We start from the raw sequence: 22,870 nt of genomic DNA, 5'->3' as shown, positions 1-22,870 counted from the left end.
GGTTCGTCAGCCGCCCCCGCCCCGGACGGGCGAGGGGATGCAAAGATGGCGGACAAGTCTATCCCATCTGCGTTACGGTTTCAGGACTCCTGTTTCGGATAAGCCTCCCCTTGCGATGAAGACCCTGTTTCTCCTTCGCCACGCCAAATCCTCCTGGGACGCCCCGGGCCTGGGCGACCACGAGCGGCCGCTCGCCCCGCGCGGCGAGAAGGCGGCGACCCTGGTCGGCCGCCATCTGGCCGCCCACCACGCCCGCGTCGATCTGGTGCTGTGCTCCACCGCCGTTCGCGCCGTGGAGACCCGCAAGCGCGTCATGGCCGCCATGGGCGTGCCCTTCCCGCCGGTGGAGCATGAGCGCGGCCTCTATCTGTGCGGCGCCCGCACCCTGCTGGAGCGGCTGCGCGACGCGCCGGATTCGGCGACCGGGCTGATGCTGGTGGCCCACAACCCGGATCTGCACGATCTGGCCCAGGAGCTGGCCGGCGACGGCCCGGCCGAGCACCGCCACGCGCTCGCCGACAAATTCCCGACCGGCGCCTGCGCCGTGCTGGTGTTCGGGGCGATGCGCTGGCGCGACCTCGATCTCGGGGCCGGGCGGCTGGCGGATTTTGTGCAGCCGCGGAAACTCTCTTAACGCGGTGCGTCCTCTTGGGGTATCCACGGATCCGGCCGCCAACGACCGGACCGGGAGGATTTGCCGTTTGCCCCAAGCCAAGCCCGACACGGCCGCCAACAGCCAGCCCGGCGGAACCGCCTTCCGCGAGGTCGAGCTGAAGCTTCACGTCGCCCCGGCGGATCTCGCCCGCGTGACGGCCCTGCCCGCCGTCCGCGAACTGGCCGACGGGCCGGCGGTGGTCAGCCATCTGCGCACCGTCTATTTCGACACGCCCGACCTGCGGCTGTTCGCCAACGGGGTCGCCTTCCGGGTGCGGCGCGACGGCGACCGCTTCATCCAGACGCTGAAGACCGTCAACAGCGCGACTCCCGGCGATTCGGCGGCGGTCGCGGTGCGCCGGGAATGGGAATGGGTGGTGGCCGGCGAGACGCCGGACTTCACCGTGCTGGCGGCGCAGGGGGTGGCCGGTCTGGTCCCCGCCGACGCGCGCGACGCCCTGCGTCCGCTGTTCGTCACCGAGTTCCGCCGCACCGCCGTGCTGGTCCGCCCCGACGCGGCGACCACCATCGAGCTGGCGGTGGACGAGGGCCGCGTCACCGCCGGCACCGCCAGCGTGCCGATCAGCGAGGTCGAGCTGGAGCTGAAGGCAGGCCGCGTCGCCCGGCTGTTCGACCTCGCGCTGCGCCTGCAACGCGCCGTGCCGATGCGCATCGGCACCGAAAGCAAGGCGGAGCTGGGCCTGCGGCTGGTCACCGGGCGCCTGCCGCCGCCGGTCGGCTCGGAGCCGCTCGGCCTGTCTCCCGTCACCACGGTGGCGGAGGCCTACCGTCACATCGTCCGCCACGCGCTGCGCCAGTTCCTCGCCAACGAAGCCTGCGCGCTGGCCGGCGGCGACGTCGAGGGGCTGCACCGCATGCGCGTCGCGCTGCGCCGGCTGCGCATCGCCCACCGGCTGTTCGCGCCGCTGATCGGGTCGGTCGAGGCCGACCGGCTGGTCGCCGAAAGCCGGGCGATGGCCAAGCAGCTCGGCCCGGCGCGCGGCTGGGACGTGCTGCTGACCGGGGTCATCGACCCGCTGTCGGCCAACCCCAAGGCTCCGCCGGGCCTGCCGATCCTCGCCGCCGCCGCCCGCAGCGCCGGCGCCGGCCCGGCCCGCGAGGCGGTCGCCGCCATCCTCGCCCCGCACGGCACCACCACCGTTCTGGGACTGGCCGCCTGGCTGGAGGACGGGCGCTGGCTGGCCAACGCCGACAAGGACAGCCGGGCGGCGCTCGACGCCCCGGTCACCAGCGTCGCCGGCCCCTGGCTGTCGGCCCGCCTCGCCAAGCTGGGCAAGCCGGCCAAGCTTCCCGACGAGCCGAAGGAGCGCGAGAAGCTGCGGCGGCGCCTGCGGACGCTGCGCTACGTCGCCGAGTTCTTCCGCGGCCTCTACCCGGAATCCGCCACCCTGCCCTTCCTGGCGGCGCTCGATTCGCTGCTGGCGGCCCACGACGCCGACCACGACGCGGCGACCGGCCGCAAGATGCTGGCCGCCCTGCCCGGCGCCGATCCGCGGACCGTGGCGGCGGTTGCCGCCTGGATCGACCGGCAGGCCGACAAGCGGCGCAAGGCGCTGCCCGAGCTGTGGAAACGTTTTCGAGACACGCCGGTTTTCTGGACCTGACCCGCGCGGGGCGCCGTTGGTCGCGGCATTCGCGGCGCCTATATCGTCCCTCGGCCGAAGCGGGCCTTGATGAGTGGTCGTGTGCACTTTGAAAGCCCCTCTCCCTCAGGGAAAGGGGCTTTCAAAGCGCATATGGCCCCTCACCGCCCGCATGAAGCCGCTTTCCAACCGGATCGGCTTCGAGTAAAAGAACAACCCATGAACAAGTACATCAGCGTCCGCGGCGCGCGGGAACACAACCTGAAGAACGTCGATGTGGACCTGCCGCGCGACGAACTGATCGTCATCACCGGCCTGTCGGGCTCCGGCAAGTCGTCACTGGCCTTCGACACCATCTACGCCGAGGGGCAGCGCCGCTACGTCGAGAGCCTGTCGGCCTACGCGCGCCAGTTCCTGGAGCTGATGCAGAAGCCCGACGTCGATTCGATCGAGGGGCTGTCGCCGGCCATCTCCATCGAGCAGAAGACGACGTCGAAGAACCCGCGCTCCACCGTCGGCACGGTGACCGAGATCTACGACTACATGCGCCTGCTGTGGGCGCGCGTCGGCATTCCCTACTCGCCGGCCACCGGCCTGCCGATCGAAAGCCAGACGGTCAGCCAGATGGTCGACCGCATCATGGCGATGCCGGAGGGCACGCGCCTGCTGCTGCTGGCCCCCTTCGTGCGCGGCCGCAAGGGCGAGTACAAGAAGGAGATCCAGGATCTCCGCAAGCGCGGCTTCCAGCGCGTCCGCGTCGACGGCACCATGCACGAGATCGACGAGGTGCCGACGCTCAACAAGAAGCTGAAGCACGACATCGAGGTGGTGGTCGACCGCATCGTGGTGCGCGAGGGGCTGGGCAACCGGCTGGCCGATTCGCTGGAGACCGCGCTGGGGCTGGCCGAGGGCATCGTCTGGGTCGAGAACGCCGAGACCAACGAGCAGACCGTCTTCTCGCAGAAGTTCGCCTGCCCGGTGTCCGGCTTCACGATTCCGGAGATCGAGCCGCGCCTGTTCTCCTTCAACAACCCGTTCGGCTCCTGCCCGGCCTGCGAGGGTCTGGGCAGCAAGATCTATTTCGACCCGATGCTGGTCGTCCCCGACGAGCGGCTGACGCTCGGCAAGGGCGCCATCGCCCCCTGGGCCGGCTCGACCTCCAAATACTACGACCAGACGCTGGAGAGCATCGCCCAGCACTTCAACGTCTCGATGGGCACGCCCTGGGAGGAACTGCCGGAAACGGTCCGCCAGACCATCCTTTACGGGTCGGGCGGCACCGCCATCACCATGACCTACAACGATGGCTTGCGCAGCTACCAGACCAACAAGCCGTTCGAGGGCATCGTCACCAACCTGGAGCGCCGCTATCGGGAGACCGAGAGCGCCTGGATGCGCGACGAGCTGTCGAAGTATCAGTCCTCGCAGCCCTGCGAGGTCTGCAAGGGCGCCCGGCTGAAGCCGGAGGCGCTGGCCGTCAAGGTGAACGGCCGCCACATCTCGCAGGCGGCGGAAATGTCGATCTCCGACGCGGCGGCGTGGTTCGGCGGGCTGAACGAGCATCTGCGCCCGAAGGACCGCGAGATTGCCTATCGCATCCTCAAGGAGATCAACGAGCGGCTGGGTTTCCTCAACGCGGTCGGGCTGGAATACCTCACGCTCAGCCGCGGCTCCGGCACCCTGTCGGGCGGCGAGAGCCAGCGCATCCGGCTGGCCTCGCAGATCGGATCCGGCCTGACCGGCGTTCTCTACGTGCTGGACGAGCCGTCGATCGGCCTGCACCAGCGCGACAACGACCGTCTGCTGGAGACGCTGAAGCGCCTGCGCGACATCGGCAACACCGTCGTCGTCGTCGAGCATGACGAGGACGCCATCCGCAGCGCCGACTATCTGGTCGACATGGGCCCCGGCGCCGGTCAGCACGGCGGCAACGTCATCGCCCAGGGCACGCCGGAGGAGGTTCAGAAGAACCCCAACAGCGTCACCGCCCAGTTCCTCAACGGCACCCGCTTCGTCCCCATCCCCGACGAGCGCCGGCCCGGCCATCCCGGCCAGTTCCTGGAGGTGACCGGCGCGCGCGCCAACAACCTGAGGAACGTCTCGACGAAGATCCCGCTCGGCACCTTCACCTGCGTGACCGGCGTGTCGGGCGGCGGCAAGTCCACGCTCATCATCGAGACGCTCTACAAGGCGGTCGCCCGCAAGCTGATGGGCGCCCGCGAGCACCCGGCCGAGCACGACACCGTGCTGGGGCTGGAGCATCTCGACAAGGTCATCGACATCGACCAGTCGCCGATCGGTCGCACCCCCCGCTCGAACCCGGCGACCTACACCGGCGCCTTCACGCCGATGCGCGACTGGTTCGCCGGGCTGCCGGAGGCCAAGGCGCGCGGCTACGGCCCTGGCCGCTTCTCCTTCAACGTCAAGGGCGGGCGCTGCGAGGCCTGCCAGGGCGACGGCGTCATCAAGATCGAGATGCACTTCCTGCCCGACGTCTACGTGACCTGCGACGTCTGCCACGGCAAGCGCTACAACCGCGAGACCCTGGAGGTCACCTACCGCGACAAGACCATCGCCGACGTGCTCGACATGACGGTCGAGGAGGGCAAGGAGTTCTTCAAGGCGGTCCCCGGCATCCGCGACAAGCTCGACACGCTGGAGCGGGTGGGGCTCGGCTACATCCACATCGGGCAGGCGGCGACGACCCTGTCGGGCGGCGAGGCGCAGCGCGTCAAGCTGTCCAAGGAACTCAGCCGCCGCGCCACCGGCCGCACCCTCTACATCCTCGACGAGCCGACCACCGGCCTGCACTTCGCCGACGTCGAGAAGCTGATGGAGGTGCTCCACGCGCTGGTCGACCAGGGCAACACGGTGCTGGTGATCGAGCACAATCTGGAGGTCATCAAGACCGCCGACTGGATCATCGACCTCGGGCCGGAGGGCGGCACCGGCGGCGGCGAGATCGTCGCGGAGGGCACGCCGGAGGATGTGGCGAAGGTCAAGCGCAGCTACACCGGCCGGTATCTCGCCCCCTACCTGAAGGCGAAGCCCAAGTCGCGAAAGAGGGCGTGAACAAACGGAGGCTCGGCGGTGTTTCCCGGTCATTGTCCGCTCTGAAACTGAGGAGACGAGGAATGACCAGGACGCTTCTGACCGGTGTCGGCGCCGCCATGGGCGCCGCCCTCCTGCTGGCCGCCTGTGGGTCCGACGGCAGCAGCACCAGCACGACGACGACCACCACCACGACCCCGAACTACGGGTCGAGCACGGTCGTCACCCCGGCCCCGTCGGGTTCGGCCACCGTCGTGACCCCGGCCCCGTCCTCGACCACCGTCGAGCGCCGCACGACGACCAAGACGGAGTGAGGGGCGCATCACCAGCGCTGTTCATGCAGACGGCCGGCACCGCAAGGCGCCGGCCGCGATGCTTTTGGGGGCTGTCCCTTTCGGACCGGACCGCCTAGATTGCCGGCGAATCACCCGCAGTCCCGTGCCCCAACAGCTTTCGTCTGGAACGCCTTCATGACCGACACCCTTCGCCCCGTCCATGTCATCGGCGGCGGTCTCGCCGGATCCGAGGCCGCGTGGCAGCTCGCCTCGCGCGGCGTGCCCGTGGTCCTGCACGAGATGCGGCCCGTCCGCAAGACCGACGCCCACGACACCGACAAGCTGGCGGAACTGGTCTGCTCCAACTCCTTCCGCTCCGACGACGCCGAATACAACGCGGTCGGCCTGCTGCACGAGGAGATGCGGCGCTGCGGCTCGCTGATCCTGCGCTGCGCCGACGCCCACAAGGTGCCGGCCGGCGGGGCGCTCGCCATGGACCGCGACGGCTTCGCCGGCGCCGTGACCGAGGCGATCACCAGCCATCCCCTCATCACCGTCGAGCGCGGCGAGGTCGCCGGCCTGCCGCCCGAGGAATGGGACAGCGTCATCGTCGCCACCGGCCCGCTGACCTCCCCGCCGCTGGCCGAGGCGATCCGCGCCTTCACCGGCGAGGAGTCGCTGGCCTTCTTCGACGCCATCGCCCCCATCGTCTATCTGGAGAGCGTCGACCTGTCGAAGGCGTGGTTCCAGTCGCGCTACGACAAGCCCGGCCCCGGCGGCACCGGCAAGGACTACATCAACTGCGCCTTCGAGAAGGACGAGTACCGCGCCTTCATCGACGCGCTGATCGCCGGCGAGAAGACCGACTTCAAGGAATGGGAGAAGAACACCCCCTATTTCGAGGGCTGCCTGCCCATCGAGGTGATGGCGGAGCGCGGCGTCGACACGCTGCGCTACGGCCCGATGAAGCCGGTCGGCCTGACCAACCCGCACAAGCCGGAACGCCGCCCCTACGCCGTGGTCCAGCTTCGCCAGGACAACGCGCTGGGCACCCTCTACAACCTCGTCGGCTTCCAGACCAAGCTGCGCCACGCCGAGCAGACGCGCATCTTCCGCATGATCCCCGGCCTGGAGAAGGCCGAGTTCGCGCGGCTGGGCGGCCTGCACCGCAACACCTTCCTGAACAGCCCGCGCCTGCTCGACGGCGCCCTGCGCCTGAAGGCACAGCCGCGCCTGCGCTTCGCCGGTCAGGTGACGGGCTGCGAGGGTTATGTCGAGAGCGCGGCCGTCGGCCTGCTCGCCGGCCGCTTCGCCTCGGCCGAACGTCTGGGCCAGACCATCGTCAACCCGCCGGTCACGACCGCGCTGGGCGCCATCCTCGGCCACATCACCGGCGGCGCGGAGGCCGAGACCTTCCAGCCGATGAACGTCAACTTCGGCCTGTTCCCGCCGGTGGACGAGAAGATCCGCGGGCGCGACCGCAAGCTGGCCTACACCCGCCGCGCGCTGGCGGATCTGGACGGGTGGCTGGCCGCCTGACCGCCGAAGCGGTCAATACGCCCCGCGCAGCGCCGCCCAGCCCAGCCGCAACTGGCGGAACGGGTTGGGCAGCAGCACGCGCGGGGCGAAGGGGTCGTTGCCCTCCCGCGCGAGAACGCCGAGATGCAGCTCGGCCAGCACCGCCGGCAGCAGCGCCGGCACGGCGGCGCGCGGCACCGAACGCCGCAGCTTGCGCGCCTCGCCCAGATGCTTGCGCGCCACCAGCGCGACGTCGCCCACCACCGGCCGCAGCTCCGGCGTGGAGCGCAGCTCGAACAGGTCGTGCGATCGCGCCCCGTGCCGCGCCATCAGGTCGGCGGGCAGCAGCTGCCGGTGCTGGCGCGCCAGGAAGGGCACGGCGCGCAGGATGCCGGCCAGGGCGTAGGCGATGCCGACATGGCGTCCGGCGGCCATCGCCGCCTCGTCGCGCACGCCCAGGATCTCCAGCGCCAGCTGGACCAGCGGCGCGCCCGTGACCTCCGCGTAATTCACCAGACAGGTCAGGTCGGCCGGCGGCGTGTCGTCCAGATCGGCCTCGCGCGCGTCGATCAGCCGGTCGAACAGGGCGCGGCTCAGCCCCAGGCTCCGCGCCGCTTCCGCCAGCGGATCCATCACCGCGTGACGGGGTACGGGTCCGTCCCCATAGACAGCTTCGATGCCGTCGCGCCAGAATTGAAGCCGCATCTGCCCCATGATCGGCTCGCTGACCACCTCGCGGGTCTTGGCGATCTCCAGATTGAAGGCGTGCAACGCGAACAGGGCTTCGCGCCGGTCCGCCGGGGCGAAGAGACCTGCCAGAAAGTGATCGTTGTCATACTTCCGGACCTCCCGTCCGCAATAAGACAGGTCGGTGGTCGTCTTCGCCATGTGAAACCCGGATGGAAAAAGAGGGGTGGATCGCGGTGAGGCGGCGGTCAAAGCTTGAGTCCACGCCTATATGAAGCACACTCGATCGCACCGCCAGTCCCGACGCGCAGCAGGCAGGGCCCCATGACGGATTTCAACACGGATTTCAACACCGCCCCGGCGAAACCCCGCAAGCCGAGCCCGATCGCCCGCAAGGACGAGAGCACGGAGAACTTCCCCGTCGCGTCGCGCCTGCTGCCCAAGCATCTGCGGCCGCACGTCATCGCCTTCTACCGCTTCCTGCGGCTGGCCGACGACATCGCCGACGACATGGATCTGGAGCCGGAGACCAAGCTGGCCTACCTGGAGGCGCTGGAGCGCGCCCTGACCTCGGGGCAGGCCAAGCACGCCTACCTGAAGCCGGCGCTCGACCTGCGCGAGAGCCTGAAGGAGACCGGCGTCAGCGACCGCCACGCCCGGCAGGTGCTGCGCGCCTTCCGCCGCGACGCCGTCGGCGCCCGCTGCCACAGCTGGAGCGACCTGCTGCTCTACTGCCGCTTCTCGGCCAACCCGGTCGGGCGCTACCTGCTGGAGCTGCACGGCGAGGGGGTGGCCGCCGGCCCGGCGTCCGACGCGCTGTGCTCGGCGCTCCAGGTGCTGAACCATCTTCAGGACGCCCGCGAGGACTGGTCGCAGCTCGGTCGCTGCTACATCCCGCTGACCTGGTTCGAGGAGGCCGGCGTCAGCGTCGAGCGGCTGGTGGAGCATGAGAGCGACCCCCGCCTGCGCGCCATCTTCGACCAGGCGCTGGAGCACACCGACCGCCTGCTGGAGCGCGCCGCCCCTCTGCCCGGCCTGATCCAGCATCGCGGCCTGCGGATGGAGGCGTCGGTCATCCTCAGCCTCGCACAGGCGCTGTCGCAGCGGCTGAAGGCCCGCGACCCGATGAAGGCGCGGGTGATGCTCGGCACGCACCACAAGCTGGTCGCCGTGGCGCGGGGGCTGGCGCGAAGCTTCTCCGCCTCCTAAACTTCCGGGCCGCGTTCGTCCGAACGCCCGGCCCGGGAAGATCCGCATGACGCCTCCGCTGTCCGATTCGTCTCCGCCCCCGTCCACCGACACGCCCTCGGCGGTGGCGGAGCGGTCGGGAAGCAGCTTCTATTGGCCGATGCGGCTGCTGCCGGCGTCCAAGCGCGCGGCGATGTTCGCCATCTACGCCTTCTGCCGCCGCGTCGACGACATCGCCGACGAGCCGGGCGATCCGGCGGAAAAGCGCGAGGCGCTGGATTCCTGGCGGCGGACGATTCGCGGCCTCTACTCCGGCGACGCCCCGACCAGCCCGTTGTCCGCCGCGCTGAAGGGGGCCATCGACCGCTACGGCCTGCCCCGCGCCGAGTTCGAGGCGGTGATCGACGGCATGGCGATGGATGTCGGCGGCGAAGCCGGGGACGGGCTGCGGGCGCCCGGCCTGCCCACCCTGCGCCTCTACTGCCGCCGCGTCGCCGGGGCCGTCGGCATGCTGGCGATCCGCGTCTTCCACCGGGCCGACCCGGCGACCGAGGCCTTCGCCCTGGCGCTCGGCGAGGCGCTCCAACTGACCAACATCCTGCGCGACCTCGCCGAGGACGCGGCGCTCGGCCGCCTCTACCTGCCGCGCGAACTGCTGGATGCCGCCGGGGTCGACACGGACGTGCCGGACGAGGCGCTGGCCCATCCCGGACTGCCCCGGGCCTGCGAGGCGCTGGCCGAGCTGGCGGAGACCCGCTTCGCCGAGGCGCGGGCGGCCATCGCGGGGACGGCGCGCGGCTCGCTGTGGGCGGCCATCGCCATGATGGTTCTCTACCACCGGCTGCTGCGGCGCCTGCGGGCGCGGGGCTGGAGCGATCCGGCGGTCCGCATCCGGCTCGGCCGGCGCGAAAGCGCCTGGGTGGCCCTGCGCTGCCTGATCGGCGTGCCGCCCGCCGCGTGACCATTCCACCCTCTCCCATCGCCGGAACGGTGCATGTGATCGGCGCCGGGCTCGCCGGCCTGTCGGCCGCCCTCCGTCTGGCCGAGGCGGGGCGACGCGTCGTCCTGCACGAGCAGGCTCCCCAGGCGGGTGGGCGCTGCCGATCCTTCCACGACGCCACGCTCGACCGGACGCTCGACAACGGCAGCCACATGGTCCTCGGCGGCAACCGGGCGCTGCTGGATTACGCGCGCCGGATCGGGGCGGCCGGCGCGCTGAGCGCGCTGCGCCCGGCCGCCTTTCCCTTCCTCGATCTGCGCGACGGCGCCGCCTGGACCCTGCGACCCGGCGGGCTGTGGCTGTTCGACGAGGCGCGGCGGGTGCCGGGAAGCCGTCCCTGGCAGTATCTCGCCGCCCTGCGCGCCGTGCTGGCCGGCCCGGCGGCGGCGCTGGACGCGGTGCTGCCTCCGAACGGCCTGTTGCACGGGCGGCTGTGGGCTCCGCTGGCGGTGTCGGCGATGAACGGCCCGACCGCGCGGGTGTCGGCCCGCCTGTTCGGCGCGGTGATGCGGGAAACCCTGCTTCGCGGCGAGGCGGCCTGCCGGCCGGTGATCGCCGCGCAGGGGCTGTCCGCCGCCTTCGTCGATCCGGCCCTGCGCCGTCTGGCGGCGCTCGGTGGTGACGTCCGGTTCGGCGCGCGCGTGGACGGCCTGCGTTTCGACGGCGGCCGGGTGGCCGGGCTGTCCATCGCAGGCTCCGGTTTCGGCCTCGGGAGCATGGATTCCGTCATCCTCGCGACGCCGGCCTGGGTGGCCGGGCGGCTGGTGCCGGAGCTGTCCGTGCCGCCGCCCGGCCCGGCCATCGTCAACGTCCATTACCGCTTCGACGGGCCGGTGAGCCTGCCGGGCGGCTCCCCCTTTCTCGCGCTGGTCGGCGGGCGGGCGGAATGGCTGTTCGCGCGCGGCGACGTGCTGTCGGTCACTGTCAGCGACGCCGACGCCCTGGCCGACCAACCGGCCGACGCCATCGCGGCCCGCCTGTGGAGCGACGTCGCGGCGGCCCTGCGACTCGATGTCCCGATTCGCCCCTTCCGGGTGGTCAAGGAGCGCCGGGCGACCCCCGATCAGGCGCCCGACTCGGTGCGGCGCCGTCCGCCGGCCCGCACCCGCTGGAGCAACCTCGCCCTGGCCGGAGACTGGACGGACACAGGGCTTCCAGCCACCCTGGAGGCCGCGGTGCGCTCCGGCGACCGGGCGGCGGCGCTGCTTCTCGCCAAGCCCTAGCCTCTTTCTCTCAGTCTGGAGCCATTCCAGCCTTCACTTTGCCGCGCCGTCGGCCTATCTGGACGGGTGGATGGGCCAGGCCCGCAAAGCCAAGCTCGGAAGTGCATCCAAAAAAGAGAGAGGGTATTCAAGATGGCGTTCGAACTTCCGCCGCTCCCCTACGCGTACGACGCTCTGGAGCCGTACATCTCGTCGCAGACCCTGCATCTGCACCACGACAAGCACCACCAGACCTACGTCACCAACCTGAACAACCTGACCAAGGACAGCCCGCTGGCCAACGCCAGCCTGGAGGAGGTCATCAAGGCCTCGGCCGGCGACGCCTCGAAGGTCGGCATCTTCAACAACGCCGCCCAGGTGTGGAACCACACCTTCTTCTGGCAGTGCCTGAAGAAGGACGGCGGCACCATCCCGGCCGCCCTGGAGGCCCGTCTGGTCGCCGATTTCGGCAGCGTCGAGAAGTTCAAGGAAGAGCTGACCCAGGCCGCCCTGACCCAGTTCGGCTCGGGCTGGGCGTGGCTGTACGAGGAAGGCGGCAAGCTGAAGGTCGGCAAGACCGGCAACGCCGACACCCCGCTGGCCCACGGCCAGAAGCCGCTGTTCACCATCGACGTGTGGGAGCACGCCTACTACGTCGACTTCCAGAACCGCCGCGCCGACTTCGTGAAGGCCGTCATCGACAACCTCGCGAACTGGGACTTCGCCGCCGAGCAGCTCGCGGCCTGATCCCGACAGCCTGACCGCGAGGTCGCGCTGAAAAACGCGAAGGCGCCTCCGGTCGGGGGCGCCTTCGTCGTTTTGGACAGGATGGACACGGGACCGGTCAGACCGGCAGCAGCGCCGCCGCCACCCGCCGGCCCTCGGCCAGCAGCACGTTGTAGGTGCGGCAGGCGGCACCGCTGTCCATGAACTCCACCACGATGCCGGCCTCGCGCAGTTCCTGGCGGAGCGCCTTGGAAACCAGCTTCATGGTCGGGCCGGTGCCGAGCAGCAGCAGCTCCACCTTCGGTTCCGCCTCGCGCACCGCCGCGAAGTCGGCGGCGGTCAGCGCGGCCGCGTCGGTGGCGGTCCAGGGCAGCGTGCGGTCGGGCAGCACGATGACCGCCCCGACGCGCCACTGCCCCGACACGCAGAACTGCCCCTCGCCATAGCCGTCGATGACCTGACGGTCGGACGGAATGATCGGCGTGATGTCGGCCATATCGAAAACCCGCTTCTCTTGCCGTTACGGCGTCGTCGCCGCGTTGGAGGCGGCCGCCTCCGGCGCGCCGCGGCGCAGGCGGTTCTCGCCCAGGAACAGCAAGATGGGGGCGGCGATGAAGATCGACGAGGTGGTCGCGATGAACACGCCGAGCAGCAGCACGATTCCGAAATCCTGCAACGCCTCGCCGCCGAACAGCGCCAGCGGGATGACCGACAGGAAGGTGCACATCGAGGTGCCGACGGTGCGGTTCAGCGTCTCGTTGATCGACAGGTCGATCAGGTCGCGCAGCGGCATCTTCTTGTAGATGCGCAGATTCTCGCGCATCCGGTCATAGACCACGACCTTGTCGTTGATCGAGTAGCCCATGATCGTCAGGATCGCCGCGATCGCCGTCAGGTTGAACTGCATGCCGGTGATGGCGTAGAAGCCGATGATCTTGGTGATGTCGAGCAGCAGCGTCACCACGGCGCCCAGGCCGAACTGCCATTCGAAGCGGAACCAGATGTAGATCAGCATCGCCACCATGGCGAGGCCCATCGCCAGCATGCCGTTGGCGAACAGCTCAGAGCTGACCGAGGCGCCGACCGCCTCGACGCGGCGGACCTGGGTGCCCGGCAGGATCTGGGCCAGCGAGGCGCGGACCTTGTCGGCGGCCACCAGCTGGGCGGCGTCGTCGCCCGGCTGGCGCTCCAGGCGGATCAGCACGTCCTGGGGCGATCCGAACTCCTGCAGGGCCACCTGCCCCATGCCCAGCTCGCCCAGCGAATGGCGGAGCGAGGCGAAGTCGGGGGCCTGCGGGGTGCGGGCCTCGATGACGATGCCGCCCTGGAAGTCGATGCCGTAGTTCAGCCCCGGATGGAAGAACAGGACGATCGAGGCGATGGACAGGAACGCCGAGGTGAGCAGGCCGGCGAACCGGCCGTTCATGAACGGGATCTTGGTGTCGTCGGGGACGAGGCGGAGGTGGAACATGGATCGTCCTCTCAAACCGGCAGCGCGGCGGGCCGCGTGCGGCGCAGCCACGTCACCATCATCAGGCGCACCAGCACCGTCGCGGTGAACATGGAGATCATGATGCCGAAGGTGATGGTGACGGCGAAGCCCTTGATGGCGCCGGTGCCGAAGATGAACAGCAAGGCCATCTTGAGCGCCGTCGTCAGGTTCGAATCGACGATGGTGCTGTAGGCGCGGCTGAAGCCGGCCTCCATCGAGGCGAAGACGCCCCGGCCCTTCCTCGTCTCCTCGCGGATGCGCTCGTTGATCAGGATGTTGGCGTCCACCGCGAGGCCGAGCGACAGCAGCACGCCGGCGATGCCGGGCAGCGTCAGCGTCGCCTGGAGCATCGACAGCGCCGCCAGCGTCAGCACGAGGTTGACCAGCAGGGCGAAGCAGGCGAAGGAGCCGAACAGCCCGTAGGACGCGATCATGTAGATGCAGACCATGACGAAGCCGACCAGCACGGCGGTCAGGCCGGCGCGGATGGAATCGGCGCCGAGGTCGGGCCCGACCGTGCGTTCCTCGATCACCTTCAGCGGCGCCGGCAGGGCGCCGGCGCGCAGCAGAACGGCGAGGTCGTTGGCGGTGGCGGCGGAGAAGTTGCCACTGATCTGGCCGCGCCCGCCGGTGATCGGCTCGCGGATGACCGGCGCGCTGATGACCTTGTTGTCGAGCACGATGGCGAAGGGACGGCCGACGTTCGCCTTGGTGATCTCGGCGAAGCGGTTGGCCCCGGCGCTGTTGAACTCGAAGTTCACCACCCACTCGCCGGTCTGCGAATTGGTCGAGGCCGACGCGTTCTTCAGCGTGGCGCCGTCGACCTCGACCTTCTTGCGGATGACGTAGGTGGTCTGGAACCGCTCGCCCTCGGCCGACGGCAGGATCTCGGAGCCCGGAGGGGCGCGGCCGGTGGAGGGGTCGGCGTTGGTGTCGACCAGACGGAAGGTCATCTTCGCCGTGGTGCCGAGCAGCCGCTTCACGCGGTCGGGATCCTCGACGCCGGGAAGCTGGACCAGGATGCGGTCGTTGCCCTGGCGGGCGATGGTCGGCTCGTTCACGCCGGTCTCGTCGATGCGGCGGCGGACGATCTCGATCGACTGCTCGATGGCCTGGGTCGCGCGGTCGCGCAGGGCGACCTCGCTCAGCTGGGCCGTCACCGTGTTGCCGTCGGCGCTCACCGTCAGGTCCGGCTGGCCGCCGCCGAGCGCCGTGCCGCCGACCGGGCTGGCGAGGCCGCGCAGAGCCTTCACCGCCTCGTCGGCCTGGGCCGGGTCGCGGAGCTGGACGGTCACGGCGCGCTCGCCGGGGTTGATCGCGGTGTAGCCGACGTTGGCGGTGCGCAGCTGCTGCCGCGCCCCGTCCACCAGCCCCTCGACGCGGTCGCGGATGACCGCGCCCATGTCAACCTCGAGCAGCAGATGCGAGCCGCCGCGCAGGTCGAGACCCAGCGACACCTTGCTGTGGGCGTACCAGCCGGGCAGGTGCGCCAGCGTGTCACGGCCGAGGAAGTTCGGCAGCATCATGACGAAGCCGGCGACGCAGATCGCCACGATCGTGTAAATCTTCCAACGCGAAAAATACAGCATGCGTCACTCGAATCCGATTCGACGACCGGCGCTCGCCGGTTTCGCTTGTGCTGGCCTTCCAAACCTCACGCAACAGACCCTTCGCAGACCGCCATCCCCGCCTTTGCGGGGATGACGGGTCGGTGACGATGCGGGAGCCGCCGCGCGATGCTTGGTCTTACTTGCGGCCGAACAGCTTGCCGATGCCGCCGGCGGCCGGGGTCTCGGCGGGCTTGGCCTCGCCCTCGGCGGCGGCCGGGGTGGCGCCGTCGCCGCCCTTGCCGGCCGGCTCGGTCTTGGCCAGCACGAGGTTGACCGTGGAGCGGACGCAGCGGACGCGGACGTTCTCGGCGATCTCGACGGTCAGCTCGTCGTCGGCGCCGACCTTGGTCACGGTGCCGATGATGCCGCCGCCGGTCACGACGCGGTCGCCGCGGCGGATGTTGCCCAGCATCGCCTTGTGCTCCTTCATCTTCTTCTGCTGGGGGCGGATCAGCAGGAAGTAGAAGACGACGAAGATCAGAATCAGCGGCAGGAATTGCACGAGCATGTCGCTGCCGCCAGCCGGCGCCGCGGTCTGTGCATAAGCCGTCGAAACGAACATCAGGGAGCTCCTTTTGGTTTGGTCCCGGCGCGGGTTCGGCGGACCGCCGGGACGCCGCGACTATAGCCGCCCATGCCCCGGATGCAACGGTGATGCGGCGAAAACCGGGGAATGGCGGTTGCTTGTGCGCACGCATTGCTGTGATACCGTGCGATCGCGTCGGAAAGATGGCTGCGCCGACCGCCGGTTTCCATGAAATTTTGTGAAAAGGTGCCTGGAAAACGATGTCTTCCGATTCCCTGCTACCGTTGCTGACCCGCATCGCCGACGCGCTGGAGCGTCTGGCCCCGCCGGCCTCCGTGCCGCTCGACCTGACGGCGGCCGACGCCTTCGTCTGGCACACCGAGCCGGACCGGCTGGAGCCGGTGCCCGCCGTCAACCGGGTCGACATCGTCCTGCTCCAGGGCGTCGAGCGGCAGCGCGACACCCTGCTGGAGAACACCCGCCGCTTCGCCGCCGGCTATCCCGCCAACAACGCCCTGCTGTGGGGCGCGCGCGGCACCGGCAAGAGTTCGCTGGTCAAGTCGGTCCACGCGCTGCTGTGCCAGGAGCGTCCCGGCGAACTGGTTCTGGTGGAAATCCACCGCGAGGACATCCCCACCCTGCCCCGCCTGCTGACGAAGCTGAAGGGCGAGAAGCGGCGCTTCATCCTGTTCTGCGACGACCTGTCCTTCGACCATGACGACGCGCACTACAAGTCGCTGAAGGCGGTGCTCGACGGCGGCATCGAGGGGCGGCCGGAGAATGTCGTGTTCTACGCGACCTCGAACCGCCGCCACCTGATGCCGCGCGAGATGATCGACAACGAGCGCTCGACCGCCATCAACCCGGGCGAGGCGGTCGAGGAGAAGGTGTCGCTGTCCGACCGCTTCGGCCTGTGGCTCGGCTTCCACAACTGCGACCAGGACACCTACTTCGCGATGATCGAGGGCTACGTCCGCCACTTCGGCCTGGAGATCCCGCTGGATCAGCTCCGCGCCGAGGCGGTGGAATGGTCGGTCACGCGCGGCAGCCGCTCGGGCCGCGTCGCGTGGCAGTTCATCCAGGACCTGGCGGGCCGTCTCGGAAAGCCCCTTCGATAGGCCGGCGGTCCATCTGATCGGTCGGATCGACCGCCTGGCTGCCCTTGCGAAGCTCGAAATGGAGCTGCGGGCTGCTGACGGCGCCGGTCTGGCCGACCCGGCCCACCGTCTGCCCGCGCTTCACCGTGGCGCCGCGCTCCACGTCGATGCGGTCGAGGTGGGCGTAGGCGGTGATCCAGCCGTCGGCGTGCTTCAGCAGCAGCAGGTTGCCGAAGCCGCGCAGCTCGTTGCCGGCGTAGGCGACGACGCCGTTGTCGGCGGCGACCACCGCCGTGCCCTTGCCGGCGGCGATGTTCAGCCCGTCGTTGTGCAGCCCGTCCGGCTTGGGGCCGTAGCCGGAGATCAGCTTGCCCTTCACCGGCCACAGGAAGCGCGCCGAGCCGCGCGGCGGCGGCGCGGCGACCTCGGCTTTCGGTTCCGGCTTGGGCGGCGCGGCGGCGACCTCGGTCGGCGCCGGCGCGGCGGTGCGGCCGGCCGGAAGGCTGGGCGGCAGCGGCGAGGCGGCGACCGCCGCCGGGGCCTCCGCGGCGGGAGCCGGCTCGGCCGTCACGCCGGGTTTCGAGCCGGGTGGGCGCAGCGAGACCGGGGCCTGTCCCGGCTGATAGGCGACCTCCGGCTCTCCGGACGCGGCGGCGGCGGGACCGCCCGGCTTCACGGCGGACGGCGGCGACGCGGTGGCGCCGCCCCCCGGAGAGCCGGAGGGGGGAGAGCCGGACGGGGGAGCGGACGGCGCCGGCAGCTCGGCCGCCTGGATCGAGCCGCGACCGGCGCGCGGCGCCCCATCGGCGGCGCCCGGCGAAGCGGCGGGAACGGTCCCGGCGTCGGCCAGCACGACCGGCCCGGAGGACGGCCGTTGCCCGGCGCCCGGCAGGCGGAGCGGCTGGCCGGCCTGCACCGCGTAGGGCGGCGACAGGTTGTTGAGGGTGGTCAGCTCGCTGACGTCCACATTGTGCATGCGGGAGATGCCATAGAGCGTGTCGCCCTTCTGCACGATGTACTGCCGGGCGGCCGGCAGGGTCAGCCGTTGCCCGACCTCCAGCTTGTAGGGCGGCGTCAGGCGGTTGATCTCGATCAGGTCGCGCAGCGGCACGTTGTAGCGCCGGGACAGCATGTAGGCGTTGTCGCCCTTCTGCACCGTGATGGCCCCCCCGGCGGATTCCGGCGTTCCCCCCATCATGTCGGTGAAGGGGGCCAGGCCGCCGATCCGCTCGCAGGCCGCCAGCGCCAGCAGGGCGAGCGAGGCGGCGGCGAGGCGCGCGGCGAGGCCGCCCCGGCGCGCGGACGGGGGGACGGACGGAGCGGCGGGCGTCATGATGCGGAACGGACCTGTTGCGGCGGGTCGGACAGCAGCGGAACGAAACGGACGGGCCACAGGTCCTCCCGGATAAGACCAGCTTCGGTGCGCCGGAAGCGGACCACCTTCTGATCGTGGTAGCCGTCGCCCAGCGGAATGAGCATGACACCACCAACGGCGAGCTGATCCGTCAAGTCTTTTGGCGGCTCCGGCCCGCCGGCGGCCGTGACCAATACGCGCAGGAACGGCGCCTGCTCCGGCCAGCCGCGCGTTCCGTCGCCGAGCCGCGTGGTGATGTTGTCGATCCCGAGCGCCCGGAAACGCCTTTCCGCCTCGCCCAGCAGCGGTTTCAGCCGTTCGATGGTGAAAACGCGGCGGCACAGCCGCGCCAGCACCGCCGCCTGGTAGCCCGACCCGGTGCCGACCTCCAGCACCAGATGGCGGGGGTGCAGCTCCAGCGCCTGGGTCATCAGCCCGACGACCAGCGGCTGGCTGATCGTCTGGCCGAGCTCGATCGGCAGGGCGGTGTTCTCCCAGGCCTGGTCCTGGAAGGCGTCGGGGACGAAGACCTCGCGCGGGACCCGTTCGATGGCGGCCAACACCTTGGTGTCGGTCACGCCGGACTGGCGCAACGCCATCAGCAAACGGATCTTGCGCGCGTCGATCGTCACACGAAGGCCTGCCTCAGCGTCTGCAAGGTGGGGGTGTGGGTGAGGTCGAGATAGACCGGCGTCACCGAGATGCCGCCGTCGTGCAGAACGACGTGGATGTCGGTGTCCGGGGTGGCGTCGGCCTCGCCGCGCAGGGTGCCGATCCAGATGTAGGGCTTGCCGCGCGGATCGACCCGCTCGAACAGCTCGTCGCCGATCTTGCGCTTGCCGTGGCGGACCACCTGGATGCCGGAGACCTCGGCGGCCGGGCGGGCCGGGAAGTTCACGTTCAGCAGCACGTTCTTCGGCCAGGCCACCGTGACCGCCTTGCGCACCACCTCGGCGCCGTGGGTCTCGGCCGCCGACCAGTCGATCGGCTGGCCCGGCTCGTAATGCTGGCTCATGGCGATGGCGGGGACGCCGAGCAGCGTCGCCTCCATCGCGGCGGCGATGGTGCCGGAGTAGGTCACGTCCTCGCCGATGTTGGAGCCCTGGTTGACGCCGGACAGCACCAGCGTCGGGCGCGAATCCTTCATCACGTGGTTGACCGCCAGCAGCACGCAGTCGGTCGGCGTGCCGTCGACGGTGAAGCGGCGTTCGCCGAGCGTGCGCAGGCGCAGCGGCCGGTTGATGGTCAGCGAATGGCTGGCGGCCGACTGCTCCATCTCCGGCGCGACCACCCAGACGTCGTCGGACAGGGAGCGGGCGATCGCCTCCAGCACCTTCAGCCCGTGGGCGTGGATGCCGTCGTCGTTGGTGACGAGAATGCGGGTCCGGGACAGGTCGAGCGGCAGATCGAACATCAGGCGGTAATCCTTTCCGCTCCGCGCATGTAGGGCCGGAGGGCTTCGGGAATCAGGATCGAACCATCGGGTTGCTGGTAGTTCTCCAGCACCGCGATCAGGCAGCGCCCGACCGCCACACCCGACCCGTTCAGGGTGTGAAGGAATTGAGTTTGCTTCTCCCCCTTGGCTCTGCAACGGGCCTTCATCCGTCGCGCCTGGAAATCGCCGCAATTGGAGACGCTGGAGATCTCGCGGTAGGCGTTCTGGCCGGGCAGCCACACCTCGACGTCATAGGTCTTGCGCGAGGAAAAGCCCATGTCGCCGGTGCACAGCACGATGGTGCGGTAGGCGAGGCCCAGCCGCTCCAGCACGGTCTCGGCGCAGCGGGTCATCCGCTGGTGCTCCTCCTCCGACTGCTCCGGCGTGGCGATGCCGACCATCTCGACCTTCCAGAACTGGTGCTGGCGGATCATGCCGCGCGTGTCGCGCCCGGCCGATCCGGCCTCGGCGCGGAAGCAGGGGGTCAGCGCGGTGTAGCGCAGCGGCAGTTCCTCCGTCGCGACGATCTGGTCGTTGACGAGGTTGGTCAGCGGCACTTCCGAGGTCGGGATCAGGTAATGGTCGCCGGCCTTGAACAGGTCCTCCTCGAACTTCGGCAGCTGGCCGGTGCCGAACAGGGCGTTGTCGCGCACCATCAGCGGCGGGGCGATCTCGGTGTAGCCGTGCTCGCCGGTGTGGATGTCGAGCATGAAGTCGGCGAGCGCGCGCTCCAGCCGGGCGAGCCCGCCCTTCAGCACGGTGAAGCGGGCGCCGGACATGCGGACGGCGCTCTCGAAATCCATCAGGCCGAGCGCCTCGCCCAGCTCGTAATGCTGCTTGGGGTTGGCGATGTCGGGCGGGGTGCCCCAGCGGCGGATCTCGACGTTGGCGGTCTCGTCGGGGCCGTCCGGCACCTCGTCGGCCGGAAGGTTGGGGATGCCGGCGAGCAGCGTGTCGAGCTCGGCGCCGAGGCGGCGCTCCTCCTCCTCGACCTGCGGCAGCCGCTCCTTGAGCTGGGCCATCTCGTCGAGGATGGGCTGGGCGTCGCGGCCCTCGCGCTTGGCGACGCCGATCTCCTTGGCCGCCTCGTTGCGGCGGGCCTGCATCTCCTGCATCTGGGTCTGCGCGGAGCGGCGGCGGCCGTCCAGGTCGAGCACGGACGACGACAGCGCCGCCAATCCCCGGCGGCCGAGGCCGCGGTCGAAGGCTTCGGGATTCTCACGGATGGCGCGAAGATCGTGCATGGCTCGAACGGATTTCGAATGATAGGGAGGCTGTTTATACGGCGCGCCTTGCCGAAGGTCCAGTGCGAGGCCGGAAAGATACCGGCCGGGCCAGCCAGGGACGTGCGCTGCCGTCATGGCGGACACGCCGAGACCGCCTTGGACAAGCGGCCTGCCGGCGGGTCAATCTGCATCATGCCGCACCGCAACATGAGTGCGGAGACGCAATGAGAGGACCAGCGGTGCGCGACGGAGACGAACCGGGCTACCTGACGGCGGGAAGCGCCGCCTACCGGCTGGCAAGCCGCATCCTCTTCGTGGCCGGCTTCTCCACCTTCGCCACGCTCTATTGCGTGCAGCCCCTGCTTCCCGACTTCGTGCGCGAGTTCGGCGTCACCCCGGCGGAATCGAGCCTGTCGCTGTCGCTGACCACCGGCCTGCTGGCCGGGATGCTGCTGGTGGCCGGTGTCGTCTCGGACGGGATCGGGCGCAAGCCGATCATGGTCGCTTCCCTGCTGGCGGTCGGGCTGCTGGGGATCGTCGGGGCGCTGGTGCCGGACTGGCACGGCTTCCTGATCGTCCGCGCGCTGGAGGGCGTGGCGCTGAGCGGGCTTCCCGCCGTCGCCATGGCCTACGTCTCCGAGGAGGTCGATCCGAAATCGGCCGGCGTGGCGATGGGGCTCTACATCGGCGGCACCGCGGTCGGCGGCATGTCGGGCCGGGTGCTGACCGCCGTGGTCAGCGATCTCGGGACCTGGAGGCTGGCGGTCGGCGTCGTCGGCGCGATCGGCATCGCGGCGGCCGTGACCGTCTGGGCGGGGCTGCCGCCGTCGCGTCATTTCCACCGGCGCCCGGCCGGCTTGCGTGAACTGGTCAAGGCGTGGCGCGGGCTGCTCGGCGACGGCGGGCTGCTCGGGCTGTTCTCGCTGGGCTTCCTGCTGATGGGAAGCTTCGTCACCGTCTTCAATTATGTCGGCTTCCGGCTGGCCGATGAGCCCTTCGCGCTGCGCCCGGCGGTGGTCGGCGCGATCTTCCTGGTCTACAGCTTCGGCGTGGTCAGCTCGCCGCTGTTCGGGCGGCTGGCCGGGACCCATGGCAACGCCCGCACGCTGGCGGCGGCGGTGCTGCTGATGCTGATCGGGCTGGCGCTGATGGAGCCGGACAGCCTGTGGTTCATAGCACCCGGCATCGCGCTGTTCACCTTCGCCTTCTTCGGCGCCCATTCCACCGTGTCGGCCTGGATCGGCCAGCGCGCCACGGTCAACCGGGGACAGGCGTCGTCGATCTACCTGTTCTGCTACTACATGGGCTCGACCCTGGCCGGGACGCTGGGCGGGCTGTTCTGGCACGATTTCGGCTGGACGGGGGTCGCCGCCTTCATCGCGCTGCTGCTGGCGGTGGCCGCCCTGGTCGCCGGCCGGCTTCTGCTGGCGGCGCGGCGCTGAGGGGCCGGTGCCGAGCGGCGAAGGGTCGCGGGGCCACGAAAAGGATTGCCGTCTCCGCTTGCCGGGAACAGGGTTTGCCCGAGGGCTGGGGAACCAGGCCGGAACAGCGGACCTGAGCGCCATGACCCACCTGACCGTCTATCACGAGCACGACCCGGTGCGGCCCGAACTCGCCACCGGCGACCCGACCGTGCTGGCCGGCCATCTCGCCATGGCGGGGGTTCTGTTCGAACGCTGGCCGGCGGAACACCCCCTTCCCACGGATGCCGGCAGCGACGCCGTGCTTGCGGCCTACGCCGCCCCCATCGCGCGGCTGAAGGAGGCGCGGGGCTACCGGTCGGTCGACGTGGCCCGCGTGCCGCGCGGCGTGCCCGACGCCGCCGCGCTGCGGGCGAAGTTCCTCGACGAGCACACCCACACCGAGGACGAGGCCCGCTTCTTCGTGGAGGGCAGCGGGGCCTTCTACCTGCATCTGCGGCCGCGCGTGCTGCGCCTTGTCTGCGAGGCCGGCGACCTGCTGAGCGTGCCGGCGGGAACCCCCCACTGGTTCGACATGGGGGCGGACCCGCATTTCACCGCGATCCGCTTCTTCACCCGCCCCGACGGCTGGGTCGCGGAACCGACCGGCGATCCCATCGCCGCGCGCTTCCCGGCCTATGCGGGGCCGGAGGCGGTCTAGGCACCGCTCATGCCTCCCCGTGAAGCCGGCCTTTATTCCCTCTCCGGGGGGAAAGGGGGATTTCGCGGCACGCCGGGACATGTGCCCACCAGAATCCCCATGGA

21 protein-coding genes are annotated in these 22,870 nt (G+C 70.3%); 12 read left to right on the top strand and 9 right to left on the bottom strand.

Annotation, left to right across the window (positions count from 1 at the left end; genetic code table 11):
* The first annotated feature begins 115 nt into the window (after positions 1–115).
* The 5 genes from J2847_RS02925 (at position 116) to trmFO (ending at position 7,123) form a co-directional block, all read left to right on the top strand.
* Positions 116–634, top strand: a complete 519-nt coding sequence (locus tag J2847_RS02925; RefSeq protein ID WP_085556777.1) for a SixA phosphatase family protein — start codon at positions 116–118, stop codon at positions 632–634.
* Positions 635–701: 67 nt separating this feature from the next.
* Positions 702–2,279, top strand: coding sequence for a CYTH and CHAD domain-containing protein (locus J2847_RS02920; protein ID WP_211114591.1), 1,578 nt, complete (start codon positions 702–704; stop codon positions 2,277–2,279).
* A 198-nt stretch (positions 2,280–2,477) separates the two neighbouring features.
* The gene (gene uvrA / locus J2847_RS02915; RefSeq protein ID WP_209776881.1) at positions 2,478–5,330 is read left to right on the top strand and encodes an excinuclease ABC subunit UvrA; all 2,853 of its coding nucleotides are present in this window, start codon (positions 2,478–2,480) and stop codon (positions 5,328–5,330) included.
* A gap of 62 nt (positions 5,331–5,392) precedes the next feature.
* On the top strand, positions 5,393–5,623 hold the full coding sequence (locus J2847_RS02910) for a hypothetical protein (protein WP_085556780.1): 231 nt from the start codon (positions 5,393–5,395) through the stop codon (positions 5,621–5,623).
* 156 nt (positions 5,624–5,779) lie between these two features.
* Complete coding sequence (gene trmFO / locus J2847_RS02905) at positions 5,780–7,123, top strand: methylenetetrahydrofolate--tRNA-(uracil(54)-C(5))-methyltransferase (FADH(2)-oxidizing) TrmFO (protein ID WP_209776879.1); 1,344 nt, start codon at positions 5,780–5,782, stop codon at positions 7,121–7,123.
* A 12-nt stretch (positions 7,124–7,135) separates the two neighbouring features.
* On the opposite strand, the gene J2847_RS02900 is transcribed toward trmFO, so the two are convergent.
* Positions 7,136–7,990, bottom strand: coding sequence for a phytoene/squalene synthase family protein (locus J2847_RS02900; RefSeq protein ID WP_209776877.1), 855 nt, complete (start codon positions 7,988–7,990; stop codon positions 7,136–7,138).
* 123 nt (positions 7,991–8,113) lie between these two features.
* Here J2847_RS02900 and hpnC point away from each other — a divergent pair, with 123 nt between their 5' ends.
* The 4 genes from hpnC (at position 8,114) to J2847_RS02880 (ending at position 11,926) form a co-directional block, all read left to right on the top strand.
* Positions 8,114–8,998: a squalene synthase HpnC gene (hpnC, locus tag J2847_RS02895; protein WP_209776876.1), complete on the top strand. Its 885-nt coding sequence runs from the start codon at positions 8,114–8,116 to the stop codon at positions 8,996–8,998.
* Positions 8,999–9,044: 46 nt separating this feature from the next.
* A complete protein-coding gene (gene hpnD, locus J2847_RS02890) occupies positions 9,045–9,938 on the top strand; it encodes a presqualene diphosphate synthase HpnD (protein ID WP_209776874.1) in 894 nt (297 codons plus the stop codon).
* The gene (gene hpnE, locus J2847_RS02885) at positions 9,935–11,200 is read left to right on the top strand and encodes a hydroxysqualene dehydroxylase HpnE (protein ID WP_325169315.1); all 1,266 of its coding nucleotides are present in this window, start codon (positions 9,935–9,937) and stop codon (positions 11,198–11,200) included. Before hpnD ends, hpnE begins: the two co-directional genes overlap by 4 nt.
* 132 nt (positions 11,201–11,332) lie before the next feature.
* The gene (locus J2847_RS02880; protein WP_143268458.1) at positions 11,333–11,926 is read left to right on the top strand and encodes a superoxide dismutase; all 594 of its coding nucleotides are present in this window, start codon (positions 11,333–11,335) and stop codon (positions 11,924–11,926) included.
* 97 nt (positions 11,927–12,023) lie between these two features.
* On the opposite strand, the gene J2847_RS02875 is transcribed toward J2847_RS02880, so the two are convergent.
* From J2847_RS02875 to yajC, 4 genes are all read right to left on the bottom strand, one after another.
* The gene (locus J2847_RS02875) at positions 12,024–12,401 is read right to left on the bottom strand and encodes an Mth938-like domain-containing protein (protein WP_209776873.1); all 378 of its coding nucleotides are present in this window, start codon (positions 12,399–12,401) and stop codon (positions 12,024–12,026) included.
* A 24-nt stretch (positions 12,402–12,425) separates the two neighbouring features.
* On the bottom strand, positions 12,426–13,376 hold the full coding sequence (secF, locus tag J2847_RS02870) for a protein translocase subunit SecF (RefSeq protein ID WP_209776871.1): 951 nt from the start codon (positions 13,374–13,376) through the stop codon (positions 12,426–12,428).
* 11 nt (positions 13,377–13,387) lie between these two features.
* Positions 13,388–14,986: a protein translocase subunit SecD gene (secD, locus tag J2847_RS02865; RefSeq protein WP_209776869.1), complete on the bottom strand. Its 1,599-nt coding sequence runs from the start codon at positions 14,984–14,986 to the stop codon at positions 13,388–13,390.
* 157 nt (positions 14,987–15,143) lie between these two features.
* Positions 15,144–15,569: a preprotein translocase subunit YajC gene (gene yajC, locus J2847_RS02860; RefSeq protein WP_085556790.1), complete on the bottom strand. Its 426-nt coding sequence runs from the start codon at positions 15,567–15,569 to the stop codon at positions 15,144–15,146.
* A gap of 224 nt (positions 15,570–15,793) precedes the next feature.
* On the opposite strand from yajC, the gene J2847_RS02855 reads away from it, so the two are divergent.
* Complete coding sequence (locus J2847_RS02855) at positions 15,794–16,651, top strand: ATP-binding protein (protein WP_209776868.1); 858 nt, start codon at positions 15,794–15,796, stop codon at positions 16,649–16,651.
* Here J2847_RS02855 and J2847_RS02850 read toward each other — a convergent pair.
* The 4 genes from J2847_RS02850 to serS are packed head-to-tail and all read right to left on the bottom strand — an operon-like array spanning position 16,608 to position 20,663.
* The gene (locus J2847_RS02850) at positions 16,608–17,963 is read right to left on the bottom strand and encodes a LysM peptidoglycan-binding domain-containing M23 family metallopeptidase (protein ID WP_211114590.1); all 1,356 of its coding nucleotides are present in this window, start codon (positions 17,961–17,963) and stop codon (positions 16,608–16,610) included. The genes J2847_RS02855 and J2847_RS02850 overlap by 44 nt on opposite strands.
* Positions 17,960–18,616: a protein-L-isoaspartate(D-aspartate) O-methyltransferase gene (locus tag J2847_RS02845; RefSeq protein WP_209776866.1), complete on the bottom strand. Its 657-nt coding sequence runs from the start codon at positions 18,614–18,616 to the stop codon at positions 17,960–17,962. Before J2847_RS02845 ends, J2847_RS02850 begins: the two co-directional genes overlap by 4 nt.
* Complete coding sequence (gene surE / locus J2847_RS02840) at positions 18,613–19,398, bottom strand: 5'/3'-nucleotidase SurE (RefSeq protein WP_209776865.1); 786 nt, start codon at positions 19,396–19,398, stop codon at positions 18,613–18,615. Before surE ends, J2847_RS02845 begins: the two co-directional genes overlap by 4 nt.
* Positions 19,398–20,663, bottom strand: coding sequence for a serine--tRNA ligase (gene serS, locus J2847_RS02835; protein ID WP_209776863.1), 1,266 nt, complete (start codon positions 20,661–20,663; stop codon positions 19,398–19,400). Before serS ends, surE begins: the two co-directional genes overlap by 1 nt.
* A gap of 221 nt (positions 20,664–20,884) precedes the next feature.
* Between serS and J2847_RS02830 the strand changes: the two genes are divergently transcribed.
* The gene (locus J2847_RS02830) at positions 20,885–22,087 is read left to right on the top strand and encodes an MFS transporter (protein WP_325169314.1); all 1,203 of its coding nucleotides are present in this window, start codon (positions 20,885–20,887) and stop codon (positions 22,085–22,087) included.
* Positions 22,088–22,208: 121 nt separating this feature from the next.
* Positions 22,209–22,766 carry a 1,2-dihydroxy-3-keto-5-methylthiopentene dioxygenase gene (locus J2847_RS02825; RefSeq protein WP_209776860.1) on the top strand — a complete coding sequence of 186 codons (558 nt, stop codon included), beginning with the start codon at positions 22,209–22,211 and terminating at the stop codon, positions 22,764–22,766.
* The last annotated feature ends 104 nt before the right edge of the window (positions 22,767–22,870 follow it).

Origin of the sequence: Azospirillum agricola, assembly GCF_017876095.1 — a bacterium.
GTDB lineage: Bacteria > Pseudomonadota > Alphaproteobacteria > Azospirillales > Azospirillaceae > Azospirillum > Azospirillum agricola.
The sequence above is the reverse complement of the archived record's forward strand: the minus strand, read 5'-3'. Positions and strand labels throughout refer to the sequence as shown.